The organism is Paracoccus sp. (in: a-proteobacteria), assembly GCF_032007265.1.
Lineage (GTDB): Bacteria > Pseudomonadota > Alphaproteobacteria > Rhodobacterales > Rhodobacteraceae > Paracoccus.
Genome location: NZ_DALZMB010000040.1, coordinates 262 through 17,587, shown reverse-complemented (window position 1 = coordinate 17,587; position 17,326 = coordinate 262). Strand labels below are relative to the sequence as shown.

At 61.6% G+C, this 17,326-nt stretch carries 17 protein-coding genes; 5 read left to right on the top strand and 12 right to left on the bottom strand.

Translation table 11 applies throughout. The annotated features are described in order from the left end of the window. From RTS12_RS10295 to RTS12_RS10260, 8 genes are all read right to left on the bottom strand, one after another. Complete coding sequence (locus tag RTS12_RS10295) at window positions 1-798, bottom strand: UDP-2,3-diacylglucosamine diphosphatase LpxI domain-containing protein (protein WP_312528140.1); 798 nt, start codon at window positions 796-798, stop codon at window positions 1-3. Then, a complete protein-coding gene (gene lpxA, locus RTS12_RS10290) occupies window positions 795-1,580 on the bottom strand; it encodes an acyl-ACP--UDP-N-acetylglucosamine O-acyltransferase (protein ID WP_312528138.1) in 786 nt (261 codons plus the stop codon). The genes RTS12_RS10295 and lpxA overlap by 4 nt, the downstream gene beginning before the upstream one ends. After that, the gene (fabZ, locus tag RTS12_RS10285; RefSeq protein ID WP_312528136.1) at window positions 1,573-2,052 is read right to left on the bottom strand and encodes a 3-hydroxyacyl-ACP dehydratase FabZ; all 480 of its coding nucleotides are present in this window, start codon (window positions 2,050-2,052) and stop codon (window positions 1,573-1,575) included. The genes lpxA and fabZ overlap by 8 nt, the downstream gene beginning before the upstream one ends. A gap of 83 nt (window positions 2,053-2,135) precedes the next feature. After that, on the bottom strand, window positions 2,136-4,298 hold the full coding sequence (locus RTS12_RS10280) for a hypothetical protein (protein WP_312528134.1): 2,163 nt from the start codon (window positions 4,296-4,298) through the stop codon (window positions 2,136-2,138). Then, a complete protein-coding gene (locus RTS12_RS10275; protein WP_312528132.1) occupies window positions 4,295-5,209 on the bottom strand; it encodes a DUF4159 domain-containing protein in 915 nt (304 codons plus the stop codon). Before RTS12_RS10275 ends, RTS12_RS10280 begins: the two co-directional genes overlap by 4 nt. Then, on the bottom strand, window positions 5,209-7,197 hold the full coding sequence (locus RTS12_RS10270) for a BatA domain-containing protein (RefSeq protein ID WP_312528130.1): 1,989 nt from the start codon (window positions 7,195-7,197) through the stop codon (window positions 5,209-5,211). The genes RTS12_RS10275 and RTS12_RS10270 overlap by 1 nt, the downstream gene beginning before the upstream one ends. Further along, a complete protein-coding gene (locus RTS12_RS10265) occupies window positions 7,197-8,069 on the bottom strand; it encodes a DUF58 domain-containing protein (protein ID WP_312528129.1) in 873 nt (290 codons plus the stop codon). The genes RTS12_RS10270 and RTS12_RS10265 overlap by 1 nt, the downstream gene beginning before the upstream one ends. Next, complete coding sequence (locus RTS12_RS10260) at window positions 8,066-9,067, bottom strand: MoxR family ATPase (protein ID WP_312528127.1); 1,002 nt, start codon at window positions 9,065-9,067, stop codon at window positions 8,066-8,068. The genes RTS12_RS10265 and RTS12_RS10260 overlap by 4 nt, the downstream gene beginning before the upstream one ends. Window positions 9,068-9,138: 71 nt before the next feature. Between RTS12_RS10260 and RTS12_RS10255 the strand changes: the two genes are divergently transcribed. Then, a complete protein-coding gene (locus tag RTS12_RS10255) occupies window positions 9,139-9,696 on the top strand; it encodes a DUF1285 domain-containing protein (RefSeq protein WP_312528125.1) in 558 nt (185 codons plus the stop codon). A gap of 1 nt (window position 9,697) precedes the next feature. After that, complete coding sequence (locus tag RTS12_RS10250; RefSeq protein ID WP_312528123.1) at window positions 9,698-10,462, top strand: TIM barrel protein; 765 nt, start codon at window positions 9,698-9,700, stop codon at window positions 10,460-10,462. On the opposite strand, the gene RTS12_RS10245 is transcribed toward RTS12_RS10250, so the two are convergent. The 4 genes from RTS12_RS10245 to RTS12_RS10230 are packed head-to-tail and all read right to left on the bottom strand — an operon-like array spanning window position 10,456 to window position 14,749. Continuing rightward, the gene (locus RTS12_RS10245) at window positions 10,456-12,840 is read right to left on the bottom strand and encodes an aldehyde dehydrogenase family protein (protein WP_312528121.1); all 2,385 of its coding nucleotides are present in this window, start codon (window positions 12,838-12,840) and stop codon (window positions 10,456-10,458) included. The two genes, RTS12_RS10250 and RTS12_RS10245, sit on opposite strands and share 7 nt — an antisense overlap. Window positions 12,841-12,845: 5 nt before the next feature. Beyond that, window positions 12,846-13,790, bottom strand: a complete 945-nt coding sequence (gene deoC / locus RTS12_RS10240; protein WP_312528119.1) for a deoxyribose-phosphate aldolase — start codon at window positions 13,788-13,790, stop codon at window positions 12,846-12,848. Between the two features lie 12 nt (window positions 13,791-13,802). Next, on the bottom strand, window positions 13,803-14,456 hold the full coding sequence (locus RTS12_RS10235; protein WP_312528118.1) for a DUF1523 family protein: 654 nt from the start codon (window positions 14,454-14,456) through the stop codon (window positions 13,803-13,805). A gap of 11 nt (window positions 14,457-14,467) precedes the next feature. Continuing rightward, window positions 14,468-14,749 (bottom strand): hypothetical protein, encoded by a 282-nt coding sequence (locus tag RTS12_RS10230; protein ID WP_312528115.1) that lies wholly within the window; start codon window positions 14,747-14,749, stop codon window positions 14,468-14,470. 559 nt (window positions 14,750-15,308) lie between these two features. On the opposite strand from RTS12_RS10230, the gene RTS12_RS10225 reads away from it, so the two are divergent. From RTS12_RS10225 to RTS12_RS10215, 3 genes are all read left to right on the top strand, one after another. Further along, entirely contained in the window at window positions 15,309-15,602 is a 294-nt protein-coding gene (locus RTS12_RS10225; RefSeq protein ID WP_312528113.1) for a septum formation initiator family protein, read from the top strand. A gap of 88 nt (window positions 15,603-15,690) precedes the next feature. Next, window positions 15,691-16,755 (top strand): pyruvate dehydrogenase (acetyl-transferring) E1 component subunit alpha, encoded by a 1,065-nt coding sequence (gene pdhA / locus RTS12_RS10220; protein WP_312528111.1) that lies wholly within the window; start codon window positions 15,691-15,693, stop codon window positions 16,753-16,755. Between the two features lie 12 nt (window positions 16,756-16,767). Continuing rightward, the coding region (locus RTS12_RS10215) for a biotin/lipoyl-containing protein (protein ID WP_312528109.1) at window positions 16,768-17,326 on the top strand (559 nt) is incomplete at its 3' end.

Here is a 17,326-nt window from a genome sequence, read left to right as displayed (position 1 = left end):
TTAGGCCCGAGCCCAAAGAAACATGCCTACAGCATCAGCCGCAGCAATGGTTTGATCACGATCAAGCACGATCACCCCCCCGGCCTGCCAGGCAATGCCCGCCAGCCCTGCGGCATGGGCCAGACGCACGGTATCGGGACCGATCGTCGGCAGGTCGATGCGGCGATCCTGCTGGGGCTTGGGTGCCTTGAACAGCACCCCTTTCGCCCCGTTCGGATTGGGCTTGAGATCGCAGTGCAGAGCGGCAAATTCAAGCATGGCATCAGTGCCCGGCAAGGCCTCGACAGCAAGGCAAAGCCCCTGGGCCACAACTGCGCCCTGCCCGATATCAAGAGGTCCAAGTCCCGCGACGATGCGCGCCGCAAATTCCGCATCCTGGCTGTCGCGCTCGGATGGAGTCCCAGCCAAAACCCCCTCGGCGGGGACCAGTTCGGGCAAGATCTGATCGATGCTACGCACCTTTAGCCCGCTTTCCTCGAAAACCGCTAAGACCTCGCGCAGCGCTGCATCATCGCCCGATTGCATCGCGGCAAGGATGCGCGGCACGATCTGCAAGGTGCGCGGATCGAACAGATCGGGTTCCAGTCGCGGCCGACGGATCGCCCCGGCAAATACAACCTCGGTCACGCCCTCGTCTGCCAGCTGATCCAGAAACGGGATCAGCCGCTCTAGCCGAAAGGGCTGCGCAGCAAGCTGGGGTTTAAGCCCATCCAAGGCATAGACCAGCGGGCTGGACAATGCCTTGGCCACGGCGGGGGCAAGCCTGCCCTCGCCGGCAATAATGGCGATCTTGCTCATGGATGTGGCGCCAGAAAGCTGCGATCCGAAGGGCCAAGGATGAAATCAAGAACTTCGCGCACTTTTTCGCTTTGATCCTCTTGTGCCATCTGGCGGGCGGTATCGCGAAAGGCGCCTTTGCCAAGTCCGGTCAGCATGTCGCGCAAGGCGTGCATTTCCTCGCGCGAGGCGCCGCGGCGTTTCAGCCCGACAAGGTTCAACCCATCCAGATGCGCGCGCGGGCCCTGCACCAAGCCAAAGGGAATGACATCGGCGGCAACCATGCTCAGCGCCCCGATCATCGCACCGCGACCGATGCGAACGAATTGATGCACGCCCGAAAGCCCACCCACGATCACATCGTCCTCAAGCACACAATGCCCGGCAATGGCGACATTATTGACCAAAATGACCCGGTTGCCGATTTTGCAATCATGCGCCACATGCGAACCGGCCATGAACAGCCCGTCATCGCCCACAAGCGTCAAGGCGCCACCGCCCTCGGTGCCGGGGTTGATGGTGACATATTCGCGGATGCGGTTGCGTTTGCCGATTTCCAGGCGGGTTTTTTCGCCGTGAAATTTCAGGTCCTGCGGCACTTCGCCAATCGAGGCGAAAGGAAAGACCACCGTCTCATCACCAATCACCGTGTCGCCCGCGACCACGACATGGGACTTGAGGACAACCCCCGCCCCAAGGCGCACCTGAGGACCGACCAGGGTAAAGGGGCCGATCACGCAGCCGGGGCCGATTTCGGCCCCCGGCTCGATGATGGCGCTGGGATGGATTTGCGTCTCAGGCATCGCTGGTACGGTTCAACATGGCCATGACCTCGGCCTCGGCGCAAAGGGTTTCGCCAACCATGGCGCGCGCCTCGAATTTCCAGACCTTGCCGCCGCCGCGCAAGGTTTTGACATGCAATTCAAGCACATCACCGGGAACCACCTTGGCGCGGAACCGACATTTGTCGATGGACATGAAATAGGTGCCCATGCCTTTGTCGGCCAGATCCTGACTGACGCCTACCAAAACGGCTGCCGCCTGCGCCATGGCTTCGATGATCAAAACACCAGGCATCACCGGCTCTTCGGGGAAATGCCCCTCGAAATGCGGTTCGTTGGCGGTGACGTTCTTGATGCCGACTGCGCTGACATTGGGAACAATATCGCGGACCTTATCGACCAGCAGGAAAGGATAGCGATGCGGCAGAACCCGTTTGATCAGGGCCAGATCGGCCTCGGTCGGGGGGACGTAGTCGTTGTCTTGGGTGGCCATAGCGATCCTCTGGGATGAGTTTTACGTCTGCCTAGCAATGCGCCGGGGGCTTGGCAAGTTTTGCAGCCTGCCCAGCCGCCTATTCAGCTGGCCTTACCCGCCCGCCCTTCTCTTAGCCAAGCGATCAGCACCAGCAAAGCGATCATGGCAAGCCATCCCCAGACCGGCAAGAGCGGATGATGGGTCTCGCCCGAAACCGTGGCCGCTTCGCGTGGGGTGATCGCAATCCAATCGCCTGTCACACCCTGCCCAAAGGCCGGGCGACCCGGGCGCACGCTGCGCAATGCCGGAACCCCATCCGAGAGTTTCAGCACTGCCCCCTTGCTTGCCTGGGCAAGCCCGGCCAGCAGATCCCCCGATGCCACCGTCTGCTCATATTCGCGCGGAACCGCCGGCCCCAAGGCAATCACGCGGCTGATGTCGCCATCTGTCAGTCGGTACAGCCCCTCGCCCGGCGCAGTCCAATCCGCCGAGAAACGCCCCGGCCCAGCAGGAGCCAGCTTCAATTCGTGAGAATAGCCATCAGCGCCCGTGATCTGTACCGGGCGCGCCTCTGGATCCATGGTCCGCCGCGTTACGGTGACGTGAAAATCACGCCCGATAGCCGCAAGAAGAACCTCTTCTTCCAATTCGGGTTCTTTCATCGACCAATGGGCGATGCGGCGCAGCAACTCGAGCTGGGGGCCGCCCCCTTCGAAACCGCGCCCCCAAAGCCAGACCTGATCCGAGGCGAGCAAAGCGACGCGCCCCTTGCCCACCCGGTTCAACGCCAGAAGCGGCTGATCATCTGCGCCCGACATCACCACTTGCGCACCGGGTACGGGCTGCATCTGCGACATACGCAGCCATCTGCCCCAATGGCTCGCCCTTGTGCCCTGCGCCCCCGCTGAGCCGCCCCCTGCCGAGCCGTCGCCCGGTTGGGCGGGGTTCTCGGTGGTGGTTGGTGCCCCTTCAAGCCCAGCCGTGACCGGGTGACGCAGCCCCTCTTCGGTCAGGCGCGGCAAAAACGGCGTATCATAAATCCGACCCGTCGGACGGCCCGGCAGAATGCGCCCCAAAGGCGACAGGTTCAGGCTTTCAACCCCAGCCATTTCCGGACCGGCCGCCACCAGAACCGCACCGCCATTTTCGACATAGGAAACGATATTCTCGAAATATTCCGGCGGCAGGATGCCGCGCACGCTGTAGCGGTCAAAGATGATCAGATCGAAATCCTGGATCCGCTCCATGAACAGTTCGCGGGTCGGAAAGGCGATCAGGGACATCTCATCGACGGGAACCGGATCAAGATTATCCGGAGAGCGCAGGATCGTGAAATGGATCAAATCGACATTTGCGTCTGATTTCAAAAGATTGCGCCAGGTTCTTTCACCAGCATGTGGCTCGCCCGAGACCAAAAGCACGCGCAGACGGTCACGTACCCCCTCGATCTGAATGGCCGCGGAATTGTTGCGCGTGGTCAGTTCGGGCGGGGTGCCCGCAGGGTTATCGAAACCGATGGAAATCACGTTCTGGCCCGCATGTTCGGGCACGACCGACAATTCGAAAGGCAAATCGGGCGGGATCTGCGCGGTTTGCTTTTCCCCGCCATCAACACTGAGCCGGATCGTCGCTGCAGTTGCAGCAACGGATGCTGGCACATCGCCCTGATCCTCGATGCGCAAGCGGATGGTCACGGGCTGGCCGATCAAGCCAAAGGCCGGAGCCTCTTCGATGACCAGACGTCGGTCCCAATCCGAGGGTGTGCCCGTGAGCAAGATATGCACCGGAGCAGGTGCCTGACTGGGCAAAAGCTGGGCGTCATGCAAGCGGCCATCGGTCAAAGCAATTACCCCAGCCAGGCGGCTTTCCGGCTCGGCGGCAATGGCGCGGCTGAGCGCCCCTGCCAAAAGCGTGCCGTTCACATCATTGCCAACGGTTACACGGCGCAATTCGGTATTGGGCAGCGCTTCGATGCGCTGGCTAAGCTCGGCCACGGCCTGATCGGTCTGGGCGCTGCGCCCCATGAGCGTCTGACTGTCACTGCGATCATCAAGCAAAATGACGATATCGGACAGGCCAGTACGGATTCCTGCCTCGAGCATCGGGGCGCAAAGCGCGGCGATTGCTGCAAGGCCCGCAAGCCCACGCCAAAACCAGCCGCGCAGGCCACGCCATAATGCCCAGGCCGTGCCGATGATGACGATCAGCGCCAAAGCAGCAATCACGGGCCAGGGCAAAAGAGGGTCAAATCCCAGCCGCGTCATGGCGTCACCTCTTCGCCGCGTAGGCGCTCGAGCAGTGCGGGCACATGTATCTGGTCGGATTTATAATTTCCCGTCAGCGCGTACATGATCAAATTGACACCAAAGCGCATGGCCATTTCGCGCTGCTCTTCGCCTTCAAAGCCCGAGCCTACCGAAAACATCGGCAGGCCGCGCTCATCCAGCGCCCAGGCCTCGGCCCAGGAATTCGGTCCGATAATCACCGGCGAAACCCCGTCATTCAGCGTCCGGAAAGGGATACCTTCGGCAGCTGCGGCATCCGACAGGGGGGCTTCGGCCCAGATCTGGTTGCCCTGATAACGCCCCGGGAAATCCTTGAGCAGATAAAAGCTGCGCGTCAGAACATGATCTTGCGGGATGGGGGCCAGCGGAGGGATATCCAAAGGAGCAGCAAGTGCCTGCAACTCTGCCGCGCTATCTGGCCCACCCAAGCCCGCGATATCGCCGTCGCGGGTATCAAACAAGATCATGCCGCCAGATCGCAAAAAATGGTTGAGCCTTGCATAGGCCTGAGGCGAGGGCATGGGCTGACCCGGCGTGACAGGCCAGTAGAGAAAGGTCAAAAGCGTCAGATCATCTACATCGAGATTAATCTCGATCGGGGCGCCCGGCCTGACGGTCGAGCGTTCGGCCAGCACATCCGAAAGCGCCTGCAGCCCTGCCTTTGAGGTCGCGTCAATCTGGTCATCCCCCGTGACAACATAGGCCAGCGCCACCTCGTCGGCGGCACGGATCAGGCGCGGGTCAGGATCCGTGCCTTGCGCCCTGCCAGCCCCAGCAGAGAGCCCAAGAAAACTTGCGGCCAGAAGGGCCAGCAACAGCCCCAATACGCCTCCGGCGGGGATATTTGGGCATGGGAGAATGTGGCGCGCAGAGGATCGAAGAAATGCCATTAGACCGAGGCCTTTGCTCGCTTGGGACCGCGGCTTGCGCCGGGGCCGCCCTTTGCGGGAAGCAACATTGCGCTGAGGAGCGCATCCAGTGCCAAGAGCAGGCACACAAGGCCAAGTGACCAACCCTTGAGCGCAAGGCCCGGCACGGCGGCGCTGGTCTCGAGCTGGGCACCGGGCCATTGCGGAATGCGCAGCTCATTGCCCGCATTCAATGCGGCGCGACGTTCGGCAGCGGTATAGATGCCCGCCGGGGCATTGGGTGCGGGCCCGGTTGCGAAATCCTTGGCCGGGACCGGGCTTTGGGTATTTGCAGGGCTGGGGCGCCCGAAACCGTCAAGCAGGGTTTGTGCGATCCAATAGGGCTGGCTGGCCTCATTGCTGGGCGAGCTGGCCTCGGGGGTGCGGGCGGATTGGATCAGCCGTTCGAGCATCTGCACAAAGAGCCCAGACAGGGGCAGATTGCTCCATTCAGCATTGGCGGTCGTGTGAAACAGCACGACCTGTCCCTCGCCTAGCCATTCGCGGGTCACGAGCGGGGTTTGGTCGGTCAACTGCGCGATGGTGCGGCTTTGCAGATCCGGCGTCGGCTCGGGGAGAAGTTGGGCCCGTATGGTGATGTCGTCGCGACCGGCCAGCCCGGCAAAGGGGCCGTTTTGATCGAAAGGGGCCAATTTGCGCGGCTGGCCCCAGCTTAACGCCCCGCCAACATCGCGTCCGCCCTGCCGCAAGCGGACGGGCAGAAGCGGCGCATCGACCAGACGGTCAGAGGCTGCCATGCGCGGACCGGCAAAGCGGATCAGCAGGCCGCCATTCTGAACCCATTCCTCGAGGCTATCCATTCCCGGAAGCTGCAATTGATCAACCAAGATGATCACATCCGGTGCCGCCTGAAGCACATCGGCCAGCGTCCCCTCGATCAGGTCAGAGGTCGGGGCCACGGCTTCGCGAAGGTAATGGATCGGTGAGAGCAGCTCTTGGCCCTCGGTAGCGCGATCATCGCCCACCAGCGCAACCTTGCGCCGCCGCACCCGATCATCGGCCAACACCACCGCACCGGCGGACGCCACCCCCTCGATTTCGAAGCGGGTGACGCGGTTGCGCAGCTCGGACGGCAAATCGATGGCGATCTCGCGTCGGGTGATGCCGTTCTGGGTGTCGCCGGGACCGGGCGAGAGGCGGGCCAGCTCGCGCGGGACGCCCTGCGGATCGGGACCGATGGCGCGGATGACGGGATCGGGCAAGGATGCCGTGCTGCGGTGGATCAGCATGGGCTTTTCCCCCGCCTCGAGCATCAGCGATGTCACTGGCTGTTGCGGTCCGATCACGCGCACCGGCCCGCGCGCCAGCAAGGCAGACAGCCATTGCGCACGGCTGGCATGAGGGCTGTCACCCGTGCGGGCTGCGCCGTGATCAAGCCCATCGCTGAGCCAGATCGTTTGCAACCGCCCCGTAGGCACTGCGGCCAATGCGGCTTCGGGATCTGGTGGGTAGCGGGTTTCCCAAGGCTCGGGTCGGGCCGCGCGGATACGGCCCGCCAGATCCCCGCCCGAGGCAAAGGGCAAGACATCTTCGGCGCGGCCATCGGCCAGGAGCAGGGCCGCGGGCTGGCCCGCAGCCGCAGCACGTTCGAATTCACGCGCGGCACGGTTCTGGATCGCGGCCCAAGCCGGGGCTGCGGCCCAGCCGCCATCTACGACGATCAAGACCGGGCCCTGGCTGTCCGCATTGGGCGCGGGTCGCCAGACAGGTCCGGCGAATGCAAAAATCAGCGCAGCCAGTGCTGACATACGCAAAAGCATCAGCCACCACGGCGTATGGCGCGCCACCGGATCCGCGTCACGCAGCCCGGCCAAAAGGCGGATGGCGGCAAAGCTTTGCACTTTGGGTGCAGGGGGCATTGCACGCAAGATCAGCCAGATCAGCGGTAAAAGCGCCAATCCAAGCAAAAGCCATGGTGTGACAAAGCCAAGCGGGCCCAGGACGAACATCAGCCCTCCAGTACAGCGGCCAGCCACAAAAGCGCTGTGGCGGGCGCTGTTGCGGTATCATGGGATCCAAACTGCCAGCCGCAGCTTTGTGCGGCGCGGGTCAGTGCCATGCGCCGCTCGGCCAGTCGCGCCAGATAGGCAGCGCGCAGACCGCCAGCATCGCGTGTGTCATGGCTTTGTGCCCCCGAGGGCGAACGAAACAGCACCGCACCGGAAAAGGGAAAGCTTTCCTCGTCAGGGTCCAGCACCTGCAGCATGGCACCACTAATTCCCATGGCTGCAGCATGCTGCAAAAAGGTCAGCACGGGTTCCAATTCGCCCAGAAAATCACCGATCAAAATGATCCGCTGTCCCGGCCGGATGGCCTGAGCGGGCGGAAACTGATCGTCGCCCGGCGGTTCAGCGGCTGGGGCAAGCAGTGCCTCGGCCAAGCGATCCGCCTGCACCCTGCCCGCCCGAGGCACCTGCCCCAAAAGCCCGACCTTTTCGCCACCGCGCAACAACGCCATTGCCAGCGCCAAGGACAAGATCTCGCCTCTGGCCCTTTTGCTGGGGCGGTCCGGCGCCCCGGTGTAATCCATGCCCCGCCCCGCCGAAAGCCAGATCGCCGCCGATTGCGCGATCTGCGCCTCGCGGTCACGCACGAACTGCCCGTCAGAGCGCGCCGAGCGTCGCCAGTCGATGCTGCGAGCGCTGTCGCTGTCCGAGGCCGGACGATATTGCCAAAATTCCTCGCCCATTCCGGCGCGGCGCATGCCGTGACTGCCAATCGACAGCGCAGCGCTCAGGCGCTCTGCCGCAAGGATAAGTGCGGGAAGGGCCGCCGCAGCAGCATCGGCCTTGGCGCGAAGATGAGGGGCCGAGCGGATCACGCGGCAGCCCGGCTCCGTTCGTCGATCAGCCGGGTGATGATCTGATCGACGGATTCACCGCGCGCACGGGCGGCAAAGGACAGGGCGATACGGTGGCGCAATACCGGTGCGGCCATTGCCGCGACGTCATCCAATGTCGGGGCGAAACGGCCCTGGAGCGCGGCACGGGCGCGGGTGACCATCATCAACGCCTGAGCCGCACGCGGACCCGGCCCCCAGACAAGGGCCTCGGCGGTCCAGGCGGGCGATTCGGGCGCACCCGGACGGGCCGCGCGCACCAGATCAAGGATCGCATTCAGCACGTTTTCGCCCACGGGCATACGCCGGATCAACGCCTGTGCCGCGATCAGCCCATCGGCATCAAATACCGCATGGGCACGGCCTTGCTCGGCGCCGGTCGTGGCCAGAAGGATCGCGCGTTCGGTATCACGGTCGGGATAATCGACATCGACCTGAAGCAAGAAGCGGTCCAGCTGGGCCTCGGGCAAGGGATAGGTGCCCTCTTGCTCGATCGGGTTTTGCGTTGCCAAGACGTGAAAGGGGCGACCAAGCGGGCGATGCTCGCCGCTGATCGTGACCTCGCCTTCCTGCATGGCCTGCAAAAGCGCCGATTGCGTGCGCGGGCTGGCACGGTTGATCTCATCGGCCATCAGCAACTTGGTGAAAACCGGCCCCTCGATGAACCGAAAGGCGCGGCTGCCGTCAGGACGCACATCCAGCACTTCCGAGCCCAAAATATCGGCCGGCATCAAATCGGGCGTGAACTGAATGCGCGCCGTATCCAGCCCCAGCACCGTGCCCAAAGTATCGACCAGCATGGTCTTGCCCAGACCGGGCTGACCCACCAAAAGTGCGTGCCCCCCCGACAGGATCGCGGCAAGCACCTGCTCGACCACGGCCTTTTGGCCGACGAAGCGCTGCTCGACACTGACCTTGGCGCGCGAAAGCCGCTCGGTCAGCATTTCGACTTCGGAAACCAGATTCTGATCCACCGCCATGACAATGCCCTTCAACTGTTCTAGGACAGCATAGAGACAGGCCCAATCATGCTCCACAGGGAATGCCCCCTATGACTGACATTCGCGTGAATAATCTGCCGCAATCGGGCGGCACCGATGGGCTGCTGGCAGCAGCGAAATCCGCGTCCCAGCGCGGTCCTGCGCCGGTCCATCTGTGGAACCCGCCCTTTTGCGGGGATCTGGACATGGAAATTCGCGCCGATGGGACATGGTTTTACAACGGAACACCCATAGGGCGAGCAGAAATGGTGCGGCTTTTCTCGACCATTCTGAAACGCGAGGGTGATCGCTTTTATCTTGTCACCCCGGTTGAAAAAGTCGGAATCCGGGTGGTCGACGCCCCCTTTGTCGCCGTGGATGCCGATCTTGAGGGGGAAAGCGTGATTTTCACCACCAATGTCGGCGAACGAATCGCCGCTGGCCCTGACAATCTGATTCGCATGGCAGGCACTGCCGAAGTGCCCCGGCCCTATCTTCACGTCCGTGCGGGCCTGGAAGCGCTGATCGATCGCAAGACCTTTTACCGGCTGGCCGAGATTTGCGAGACAGATGGCGCGGGCAGGCTGGCCCTGCGCTCGAATGGAATTTTGATCCCTCTGGAAGTTTGACATGTCCCGTTTCGCGGCCAATTTGACGTTTCTGTTCACCGAACTGCCGATGTCTCAAAGGTTTCAGGCCGCCAAAAAAGCCGGTTTCGACGGGGTCGAAATCCTGTTTCCCTATGATCTGGCCACCAAGGAGCTGTCGGCAGCCGCCCAAAGCGCCGATATGGAATTCATCTTGATGAACACGCCGCCGCCGAACTGGTCGGGCGGCCCGCGTGGTTTTGCAGCCGAACCTGGCCGCGAGGCGCGGTTTCGCAGCGATTTCGATCGCGCGCTGCGCTTTGGCCAGGCGCTGCGGACGCGCCATATCCATATCATGGCGGGAAAAGCCCAAGGGGCTGAGGCGCGGCAGATCTTTGTCGAGAACCTTAAATGGGCCGCGCATCGCGCCCCTCATGCCAGCTTGCTGATCGAGCCGATCAATCCAACCGATATGCCCGGCTACTTTCTGGCCGATTTTGATCAGGCCGCCGAAATCATCGGCGAAGTTGACGCCCCCAATCTGGGCCTGCTCTTTGACGTCTATCAGGCCCAGATGATCCACGACGATCCGATTGCGGTCTGGCGCAAACATGCGGCGCTGGCGCGTCATATCCAGATCGCAGGCTATCCCGGTCGCCACGAACCGCGTCAGGGCGAAACCGATTATCTGGGCTTTTTCAACGAAGTGGCGGCATCGGGTTACAGCGGCTGGATCGGCGCGGAATATTACCCGCGCACCACCACCGAAGCGGGCCTGCGCTGGCTCAGTGACGGCCGCGATCAATAACTGCCCGACCCCGTCCCTGCAGGCAAAGCACCATAGGGAAGCCAGATCGTTTTGCTCCAGACCGCCTTGTCCAAAAACGCGCGGCCCTGCGCCTTGGCCGAGGTCCAATCGGCGATCTGAGGTGTCCAAACCGGCTTCAAGGTTTCGGCACTGGCCGTTTTGACGTCGCGCAAACCATTGGCTTGGGCGTCATGGACGGGCGTGTACCAGATCGCCTGCACATCGTCATGGCCGGCAAGTGCCAGCGCCAGATCCGCCCTTGGCCCAGTGATCAGATTGACCACGCCTGCAGGCAGATCCGAAGTGTCCAGCACCTGATAAAGCGTCAATGCCGCCAGCGGCAAATCCTGAGACGGGACCGCAACCACCGTATTGCCCATCGCGATCGCGGGCAAAATCAACGACATGAGGCCGCAAAGCGGGGATTGGTTGGGCGCAATGATCCCCATGACCCCATGCGCCTCGGGCTGGATATGGACCAGATGCCCGGGCTTTGCCGCAACGGTACTTCCCTCGAATTTATCCGTGAAACCGGCATAGAAAAAGCAGCGGCGAATGGCGGTGTCAATTTCCGCTTCACTGGCCAGATGGGCGAACTCACTGCGCCTTAGTGCCAGATTTTCGGCCAGGAAATACAACACCTGTGCCCGTCCATGCGCCCCAAGGCCCATCCATTTGGCGCGCGCGGCATGGGCCGCCTCAACTGCGTTGCGAATGTCCTTGCGCCCACCCAAGGGAATAAGGGCGCCCTGCGCGCCATAGCTTGCCCCCCCGTCCGGGCGCTTTTGCGCGCCCCCGATATATAGCTTGGCGGTCCGGTCAATGGGCGACAGATCACCAAAGCCCCCCTTCGCGCCGATAGCGTGAGTGCCAATCTGTTCACCGACCGCAATCAGGGGGGCGGGCTCGGGTTCGGCGCGGCTTGGCAGCTTGGCCGGCCCCAGATAATCGGCCATTCCTGCCCTGCCACCTTCGCGACCATATCCGCTGTCGCGCACCCCACCAAAGGGGGCGGCCGCATCAAAAAGGTTGGCGCAATTGACCCAAACCACCCCCGCCTTGATGCGCGCCGCCAAATCCGTGGCAACGCTTGCGCTTTCGGACCAAATGCTGGCGGCCAGCCCATAGGCGGTATTATTGGCCAGATCCGCCGCCTCATCCGGGGTGCGGAAGGTCGACAAGGTGGCAATCGGGCCAAAGATTTCCTGGCTCATGGCAGGATTGCTGGGCGCCACACCGCGTAAATACCCCGGTGCGATAAAGCAGCCCTCGCCCGGCTCGCCGCCGATCAACTCGGCCCCTGCACGGACACTGGCCTGACACAAGTTCAGGATGCGCTCTTTTTGGGTGGGATGAACAATCGCACCGATATCAGTCGATTTATCCAAAGGTTGGCCCATGCGCAGGTTGGTCATTCGTTGGCGCAATGCCGCCTCGAAGCGCGTGGCAACGGATTGGGCGACCAGAATACGTGATCCCGCGCAGCAAACCTGACCCTGATTGAACCAAATCGAATCCACCACGCCCTCGACCGCGGCGTCAAGATCAGCGTCTTCCATGACGATAAAGGGGGATTTGCCGCCAAGTTCCAGCGTCAGCCGCACCTCATTGCGACCCGCAAGCGCGCGGGCAATCTCGCGGCCGACCTCGGTTGAGCCGGTAAATGCGATCTTGTCGATCTGAGCATTGACCAGCGCGGCCCCGGTCTCGCCATCTCCTGTGACAATATTCACCACCCCCGGCGGCAGCCCGACATGCTGGCAGATCTCGGCAAAGGCCAGCGCGGTCAGTGGCGTATATTCGGCAGGCTTCAGCACGACCGTATTTCCGGCGGCAAGTGCGGGTGCGACTTTCCATGCCAGCATCAGCAAGGGGAAATTCCACGGGATAATCTGGCCGCAAACCCCCAAGGCGCGTTGATCGGGAAATTCGCTTTCGGCCAGCTCGGCCCAGCCCGCGTGATAGTAAAAATGTCGCACGACCAACGGCACATCAATGTCGCGGGATTCGCGAATAGGCTTGCCGTTGTCCAGCGTTTCTAGCACGGCCAAAAAGCGCTCGCGCTTTTGGATGGTGCGAGCAATCGCATAGAGGAAACGGGCGCGGTCATGCCCCGCCATCGCCCCCCATAGAGGCTGCGCCTTGCGTGCGGCATTGACCGCCTGCTTGATGTCGCGCGCGCTTCCTTGGGTAATTTGTGCCAAGGGGGAACCGGTTGCCGGATCAAAGGTGGTAAATCCCGCCCCCGGCTTGGTAAAGCGGCCGCCAATGAAATGGCCAAAATGCCGATGTTCAGCCAGCCAATCGCGCACGGGCTTTGCATCCTCGGGTGCCGGGCCGTAATCCAGATCGTCCATAAGCGCGCTCACATTTGGCATTGGGCTTAACCTGCGGCAAGTCGGTGGGACGCGGCATAGCGCCCGGTGACCGAGTGATGAATCTGACGCTCGATATCGCTCAAAAGCGACGAGGCGCCGATACGGAAAAGGTCTGGGTTCAGCCAATCCCGGCCCAATTCCTCGCGCATCAGCACCTGCCAGTTCAGGGCATCTTTGGCGGTCTTCAGCCCGCCCGCGGGTTTGAACCCAACGACATATCCGGTTAGCGCCTGGTAATCGCGGATCGCGCGCAACATCACCAGACTGACTGGCAAAGTGGCGTTTACGGGCTCTTTGCCGGTCGAGGTCTTGATGAAATCGGCCCCCGCCTGCATGGCCACATGGCTGGCCCGCGCGACATTGCCAAAGGTTTTCAGCTCACCCGTCGCAAGGATCGCCTTCATGTGGGCCGGGCCACAGGCCTCGCGCATAAGCCGGATTTCATCATAAAGCGCCGACCATTCGCCGCGCAAAGCCAGTCCACGAGAGATGACGATGTCAATTTCATCCGCGCCCTGATCCACAGCATAGCGGATCTCGGCCAGACGCAGATCAAGCGGCATCAGCCCTGCGGGAAAGCCGGTGGCTACGCTGGCCACGGGAACCTTGCTGCCCATTAGCGCGCGTTTGGCGGCAGCCACCATGGTTGGATAGACGCAAACCGCGCCCGTGGTCAGCCCCGATACATCAAGCGCGGATAGCAGCTCGGGTGCGATGGGCTGGCGGGCCTTGGCGCAAAGGCGTTCCACACGCTCGGGGGTGTCATCGCCGGAAAGTGTGGTCAAATCGATGCAGCGGACCGCATTCAAAAGCCATGCGATCTGCCAGTCTTTTTTCAGGCTTCGGCGCGTGGGTAAACTGGCCGCGCGCCGCTCGGTTGCGGGGGTGTTGATGACGATCCCGCCAAACCAGTCAGGTTGAAACTCGGTTCCGGGATTGCGTGTCGTCATCGAACCTATCCTTTAGCGGTTTTTACCCCAAAGCCCCTGCCACCACCGTGACATGCGCCCGCGCGCGGCATCGGCGCGCGCATCAGCGCGGTTAAACGCCTGATCGACCGAGCGCACCGCCGGATCGATCGTGCGCTCACGAAACTGGTTCCACATCCGCCAGATAAGGAACAAGAACAGCCCGATCACCAAAAGCGAGATTTGCGCACCCCAGTTGGTTGGACGCACATCCGGGCCGGCGACGGGTTTGACCTTGACCGCATTGGGATAGATCGACAGCCAGGAAATGCGCCATCCGTAAGAGGTGACGCTGACCCACTGGGGATTTTCCTTGCTCGAGCGCAGATCCGTCGCCTCGGAATGCAGGTTCGAGCTGTCGTATTTGAAATAGGGCGGCCAGATCCAACCGGTATCTTCGTTGCGGTAAACGTAGACTTTTCCGTTCGGACGGACGGTATCGATATAGCGCACATCGCGCTGCCCCGCCGCGTTCTGGATCGTACCGGTGTCGGGAGAGGCATAAAAGATGCCATTGGCCCCGATATCCGTCAGCCGGTTATAGGTATTGGTGATGCGGACAGTCTGCTTATAGGGCAGCGTATAATCGAGGAACAAAAAGACCACGATGCCAAACAGCACACCCAAAACGGTCGTAGCATGGCGCAAGGGATGACTCCTCAGTGGTAGTTCACGTAAAAAACAATGACGGCGATCACGACCAACGGCAAGATCAGAACCAACCCCACCAGACGTGCGCGCAGGGTCTTGCGAAATCCGATCATGGCCCTTCGAATAAAAATGCGCCTTTCGGGGGTGTCGCCAGCCCGGTCGGGATAGCGGCGATCCCATTCTTTTTCCAGCTCTTCATGGCGCAAACTGCGGATATAGACCGACAAAAGCGCGTAAAAGATCAGCTCGATCAGCAAGACCGCGAATAAAAGTCGGACAAATCCCATCATGGTTGCCACTCCGAAACGGCCATTCCCTGCCTTGAAATGCAGGCAGTCAGGCAGGATCTGTTATATCGATATTTCATCACCAGATCCCTTGCTGTGCGGGGATTTCCTGCCCCATTTCCGCTCGGTCGCGGGCGCCTGCCCAAATGCCCGCCCGCAGTATCGGCCCATGGCCCTGCCCCGTCTTAGCACCGTTCCCAAGCCGCTTCACCACAAACAAGCGCCAAACCACGGAAATAGCGCGCCAAAACCAACGGGGGCGCAAGCGATCTTTGGGCGCCACCTATGGATTTGACAGCCGGGACGCGATTGCCGTCCACGGCTAAGCCCGATCCGTGACACGCCCGGCCATCTGTTCCGCCAGGGCCACGGAACGCGGTTGCCGTTGCACCCGGCCGCGTCGGTCCCACGCTTGCAGAAGGTTTGGCCGATTCGGCCGCCACCATGGAAGCCACCCCGCGCGAGCGACCCCACTCATGCGCTTGCAGCAAGTGGATTCCCATATCCGCTCATTCGCGCTAATATGTCTGCAAAACATAAACCGAGCAGCCCCGGAACCCCCATGCCGCAACGACTGTCGATCAGTGCCATCGTCTTTTTCCTTTTGATGATCCTTGCCGGACTTTATTTCGCCTTTGCGGCGGTTCAGGGCCCTTCGGGTATCCTGCGCCGGGTCCAGCTTGAGGCGGAAACCCAAGAATTACTGGCCGAGCGTGACCGCCTGCAGACCGAGGTCGATTCCATCACCAATCTGACCAAACGGCTGTCCGATGAATATCTGGATATCGACCTTCTGGACGAGCGCGCACGTGCGGTTTTGGGCGTGATGCGCGCCGATGAGGTGGTAATTCGCTGATTTTCACAGGAGCGATTGCAGCCACTTTCGGGATGCGCTAGAGATAGTTTAACGCTGAACTATTCCCACGCCGACCGGAGGAGACCGCATGGCAAGGAAGCCTAATGAGGCAAAGACGCCTGAATCAGCCGATACATCTGAAAAGAATGTGACGGCATCAGGAGCCAAACCGAACGTTTCGCGCGACGAGCTGCTGAAATTTTACCGCGACATGCTGTTGATCCGGCGCTTTGAAGAAAAAGCCGGCCAACTTTACGGCATGGGCCTGATCGGTGGTTTCTGCCACCTCTATATCGGTCAGGAAGCGGTGGTTGTCGGATTGGAATCCGTGACCAAGGAAGGCGATAAACGCATCACCTCTTATCGTGACCACGGCCATATGCTGGCCTGTGGCATGGACGCCAAAGGCGTCATGGCCGAGCTGACGGGCCGCATTGGCGGCTATTCGAAAGGCAAAGGCGGCTCGATGCACATGTTCAGCCGCGAAAAGCATTTCTACGGCGGCCATGGCATTGTTGCCGCACAGGTCCCCCTGGGTGCGGGTCTGGCATTTGCAGACAAATACCTTGGCAATGACAACGTAACCTTTGCCTATTTCGGCGATGGCGCGGCGAACCAGGGTCAGGTCTACGAGACCTATAACATGGCTGAATTGTGGTCGCTTCCGGTCATTTTCGTGATCGAGAACAACCAATACGCCATGGGCACCTCGATGAAACGCTCGACCAAGTCGCCTTCGCTGTTCGGGCGCGGCTCGGCATTCGGCATTCCCGGCGAGCAGGTCGATGGCATGGACGTTCTGGCGATGAAAGCCGCCAGCGAAAAGGCAACCGCACATTGCCGCGCGGGCAAGGGTCCCTACATCCTTGAGGTCATGACCTATCGCTATCGCGGCCACTCGATGTCCGACCCGGCGAAATACCGCACCCGCGAAGAGGTCCAGAAGATCCGTGACGAACGCGATGCGATCGAGAACGTGCGCGAGCTGCTGTTGACCGGCAAGCATGCCACCGAGGACGATCTGAAAGCGATCGACAAAGAAATCAAAGATATCGTCAACGAGGCTGCGGAATTCTCGAAAGAGAGCCCAGAGCCGCCGCTCGAAGAGCTGTGGACCGATATCTACGCTGACGACACACCAAGCCACGCCTGAGGGAGGGAACACATGGCTATTGAGATCCTGATGCCCGCCCTGTCGCCGACCATGGAGGAAGGCACGCTGGCCAAATGGCTGGTCAAAGAGGGTGATACTGTGAAATCCGGCGACATCATCGCCGAGATCGAAACCGACAAAGCCACGATGGAATTCGAAGCGGTTGACGAAGGTATCGTCGGCAAGCTGCTGATTGCCGAAGGTACACAGGGCGTGAAAGTAAACACCCCGATCGCCATCATGGTCGAAGAGGGCGAATCCGCCGATGCGGCCCCGGCTGCATCAAGCGCTGCGCCAGCTTCTGCCGAGGCCACTGCCCCGGTTGCCGCCGCCTCAGCGCCCGCGCAAGCAGCCGCGCCGGTGGTTGCTGCCGCCGATCAGTCCCCGGACTGGCCCGAAGGCACGCCCATGAAAACCATGACTGTGCGCGAAGCCTTGCGCGAAGCCATGACCGAAGAGATGGAGCGGACCGAAACCGTCTATCTGATGGGCGAGGAAGTCGGCGAATACCAAGGCGCCTATAAGATCAGCCAAGGTATGCTTGAAAAGTTCGGCGCGCGCCGGATCGTCG

Bases quoted from the DNA above. Each gene is read 5' to 3' on its own strand.
- pdhA (WP_312528111.1), top strand. From the start codon at position 15,691: ATGGCAAGGAAGCCTAATGAGGCAAAGACGCCTGAATCAGCCGATACA.
- lpxA (WP_312528138.1), bottom strand. From the start codon at position 1,580: ATGCCTGAGACGCAAATCCATCCCAGCGCCATCATCGAGCCGGGGGCC.
- RTS12_RS10245 (WP_312528121.1), bottom strand. From the start codon at position 12,840: ATGCCAAATGTGAGCGCGCTTATGGACGATCTGGATTACGGCCCGGCA.
- RTS12_RS10230 (WP_312528115.1), bottom strand. From the start codon at position 14,749: ATGATGGGATTTGTCCGACTTTTATTCGCGGTCTTGCTGATCGAGCTG.
- RTS12_RS10270 (WP_312528130.1), bottom strand. From the start codon at position 7,197: ATGTTCGTCCTGGGCCCGCTTGGCTTTGTCACACCATGGCTTTTGCTT.
- fabZ (WP_312528136.1), bottom strand. From the start codon at position 2,052: ATGGCCACCCAAGACAACGACTACGTCCCCCCGACCGAGGCCGATCTG.
- RTS12_RS10225 (WP_312528113.1), top strand. From the start codon at position 15,309: ATGCCGCAACGACTGTCGATCAGTGCCATCGTCTTTTTCCTTTTGATG.
- RTS12_RS10280 (WP_312528134.1), bottom strand. From the start codon at position 4,298: ATGACGCGGCTGGGATTTGACCCTCTTTTGCCCTGGCCCGTGATTGCT.
- RTS12_RS10275 (WP_312528132.1), bottom strand. From the start codon at position 5,209: ATGGCATTTCTTCGATCCTCTGCGCGCCACATTCTCCCATGCCCAAAT.
- RTS12_RS10260 (WP_312528127.1), bottom strand. From the start codon at position 9,067: ATGGCGGTGGATCAGAATCTGGTTTCCGAAGTCGAAATGCTGACCGAG.
- RTS12_RS10295 (WP_312528140.1), bottom strand. From the start codon at position 798: ATGAGCAAGATCGCCATTATTGCCGGCGAGGGCAGGCTTGCCCCCGCC.
- RTS12_RS10250 (WP_312528123.1), top strand. From the start codon at position 9,698: ATGTCCCGTTTCGCGGCCAATTTGACGTTTCTGTTCACCGAACTGCCG.
- deoC (WP_312528119.1), bottom strand. From the start codon at position 13,790: ATGACGACACGCAATCCCGGAACCGAGTTTCAACCTGACTGGTTTGGC.
- RTS12_RS10255 (WP_312528125.1), top strand. From the start codon at position 9,139: ATGACTGACATTCGCGTGAATAATCTGCCGCAATCGGGCGGCACCGAT.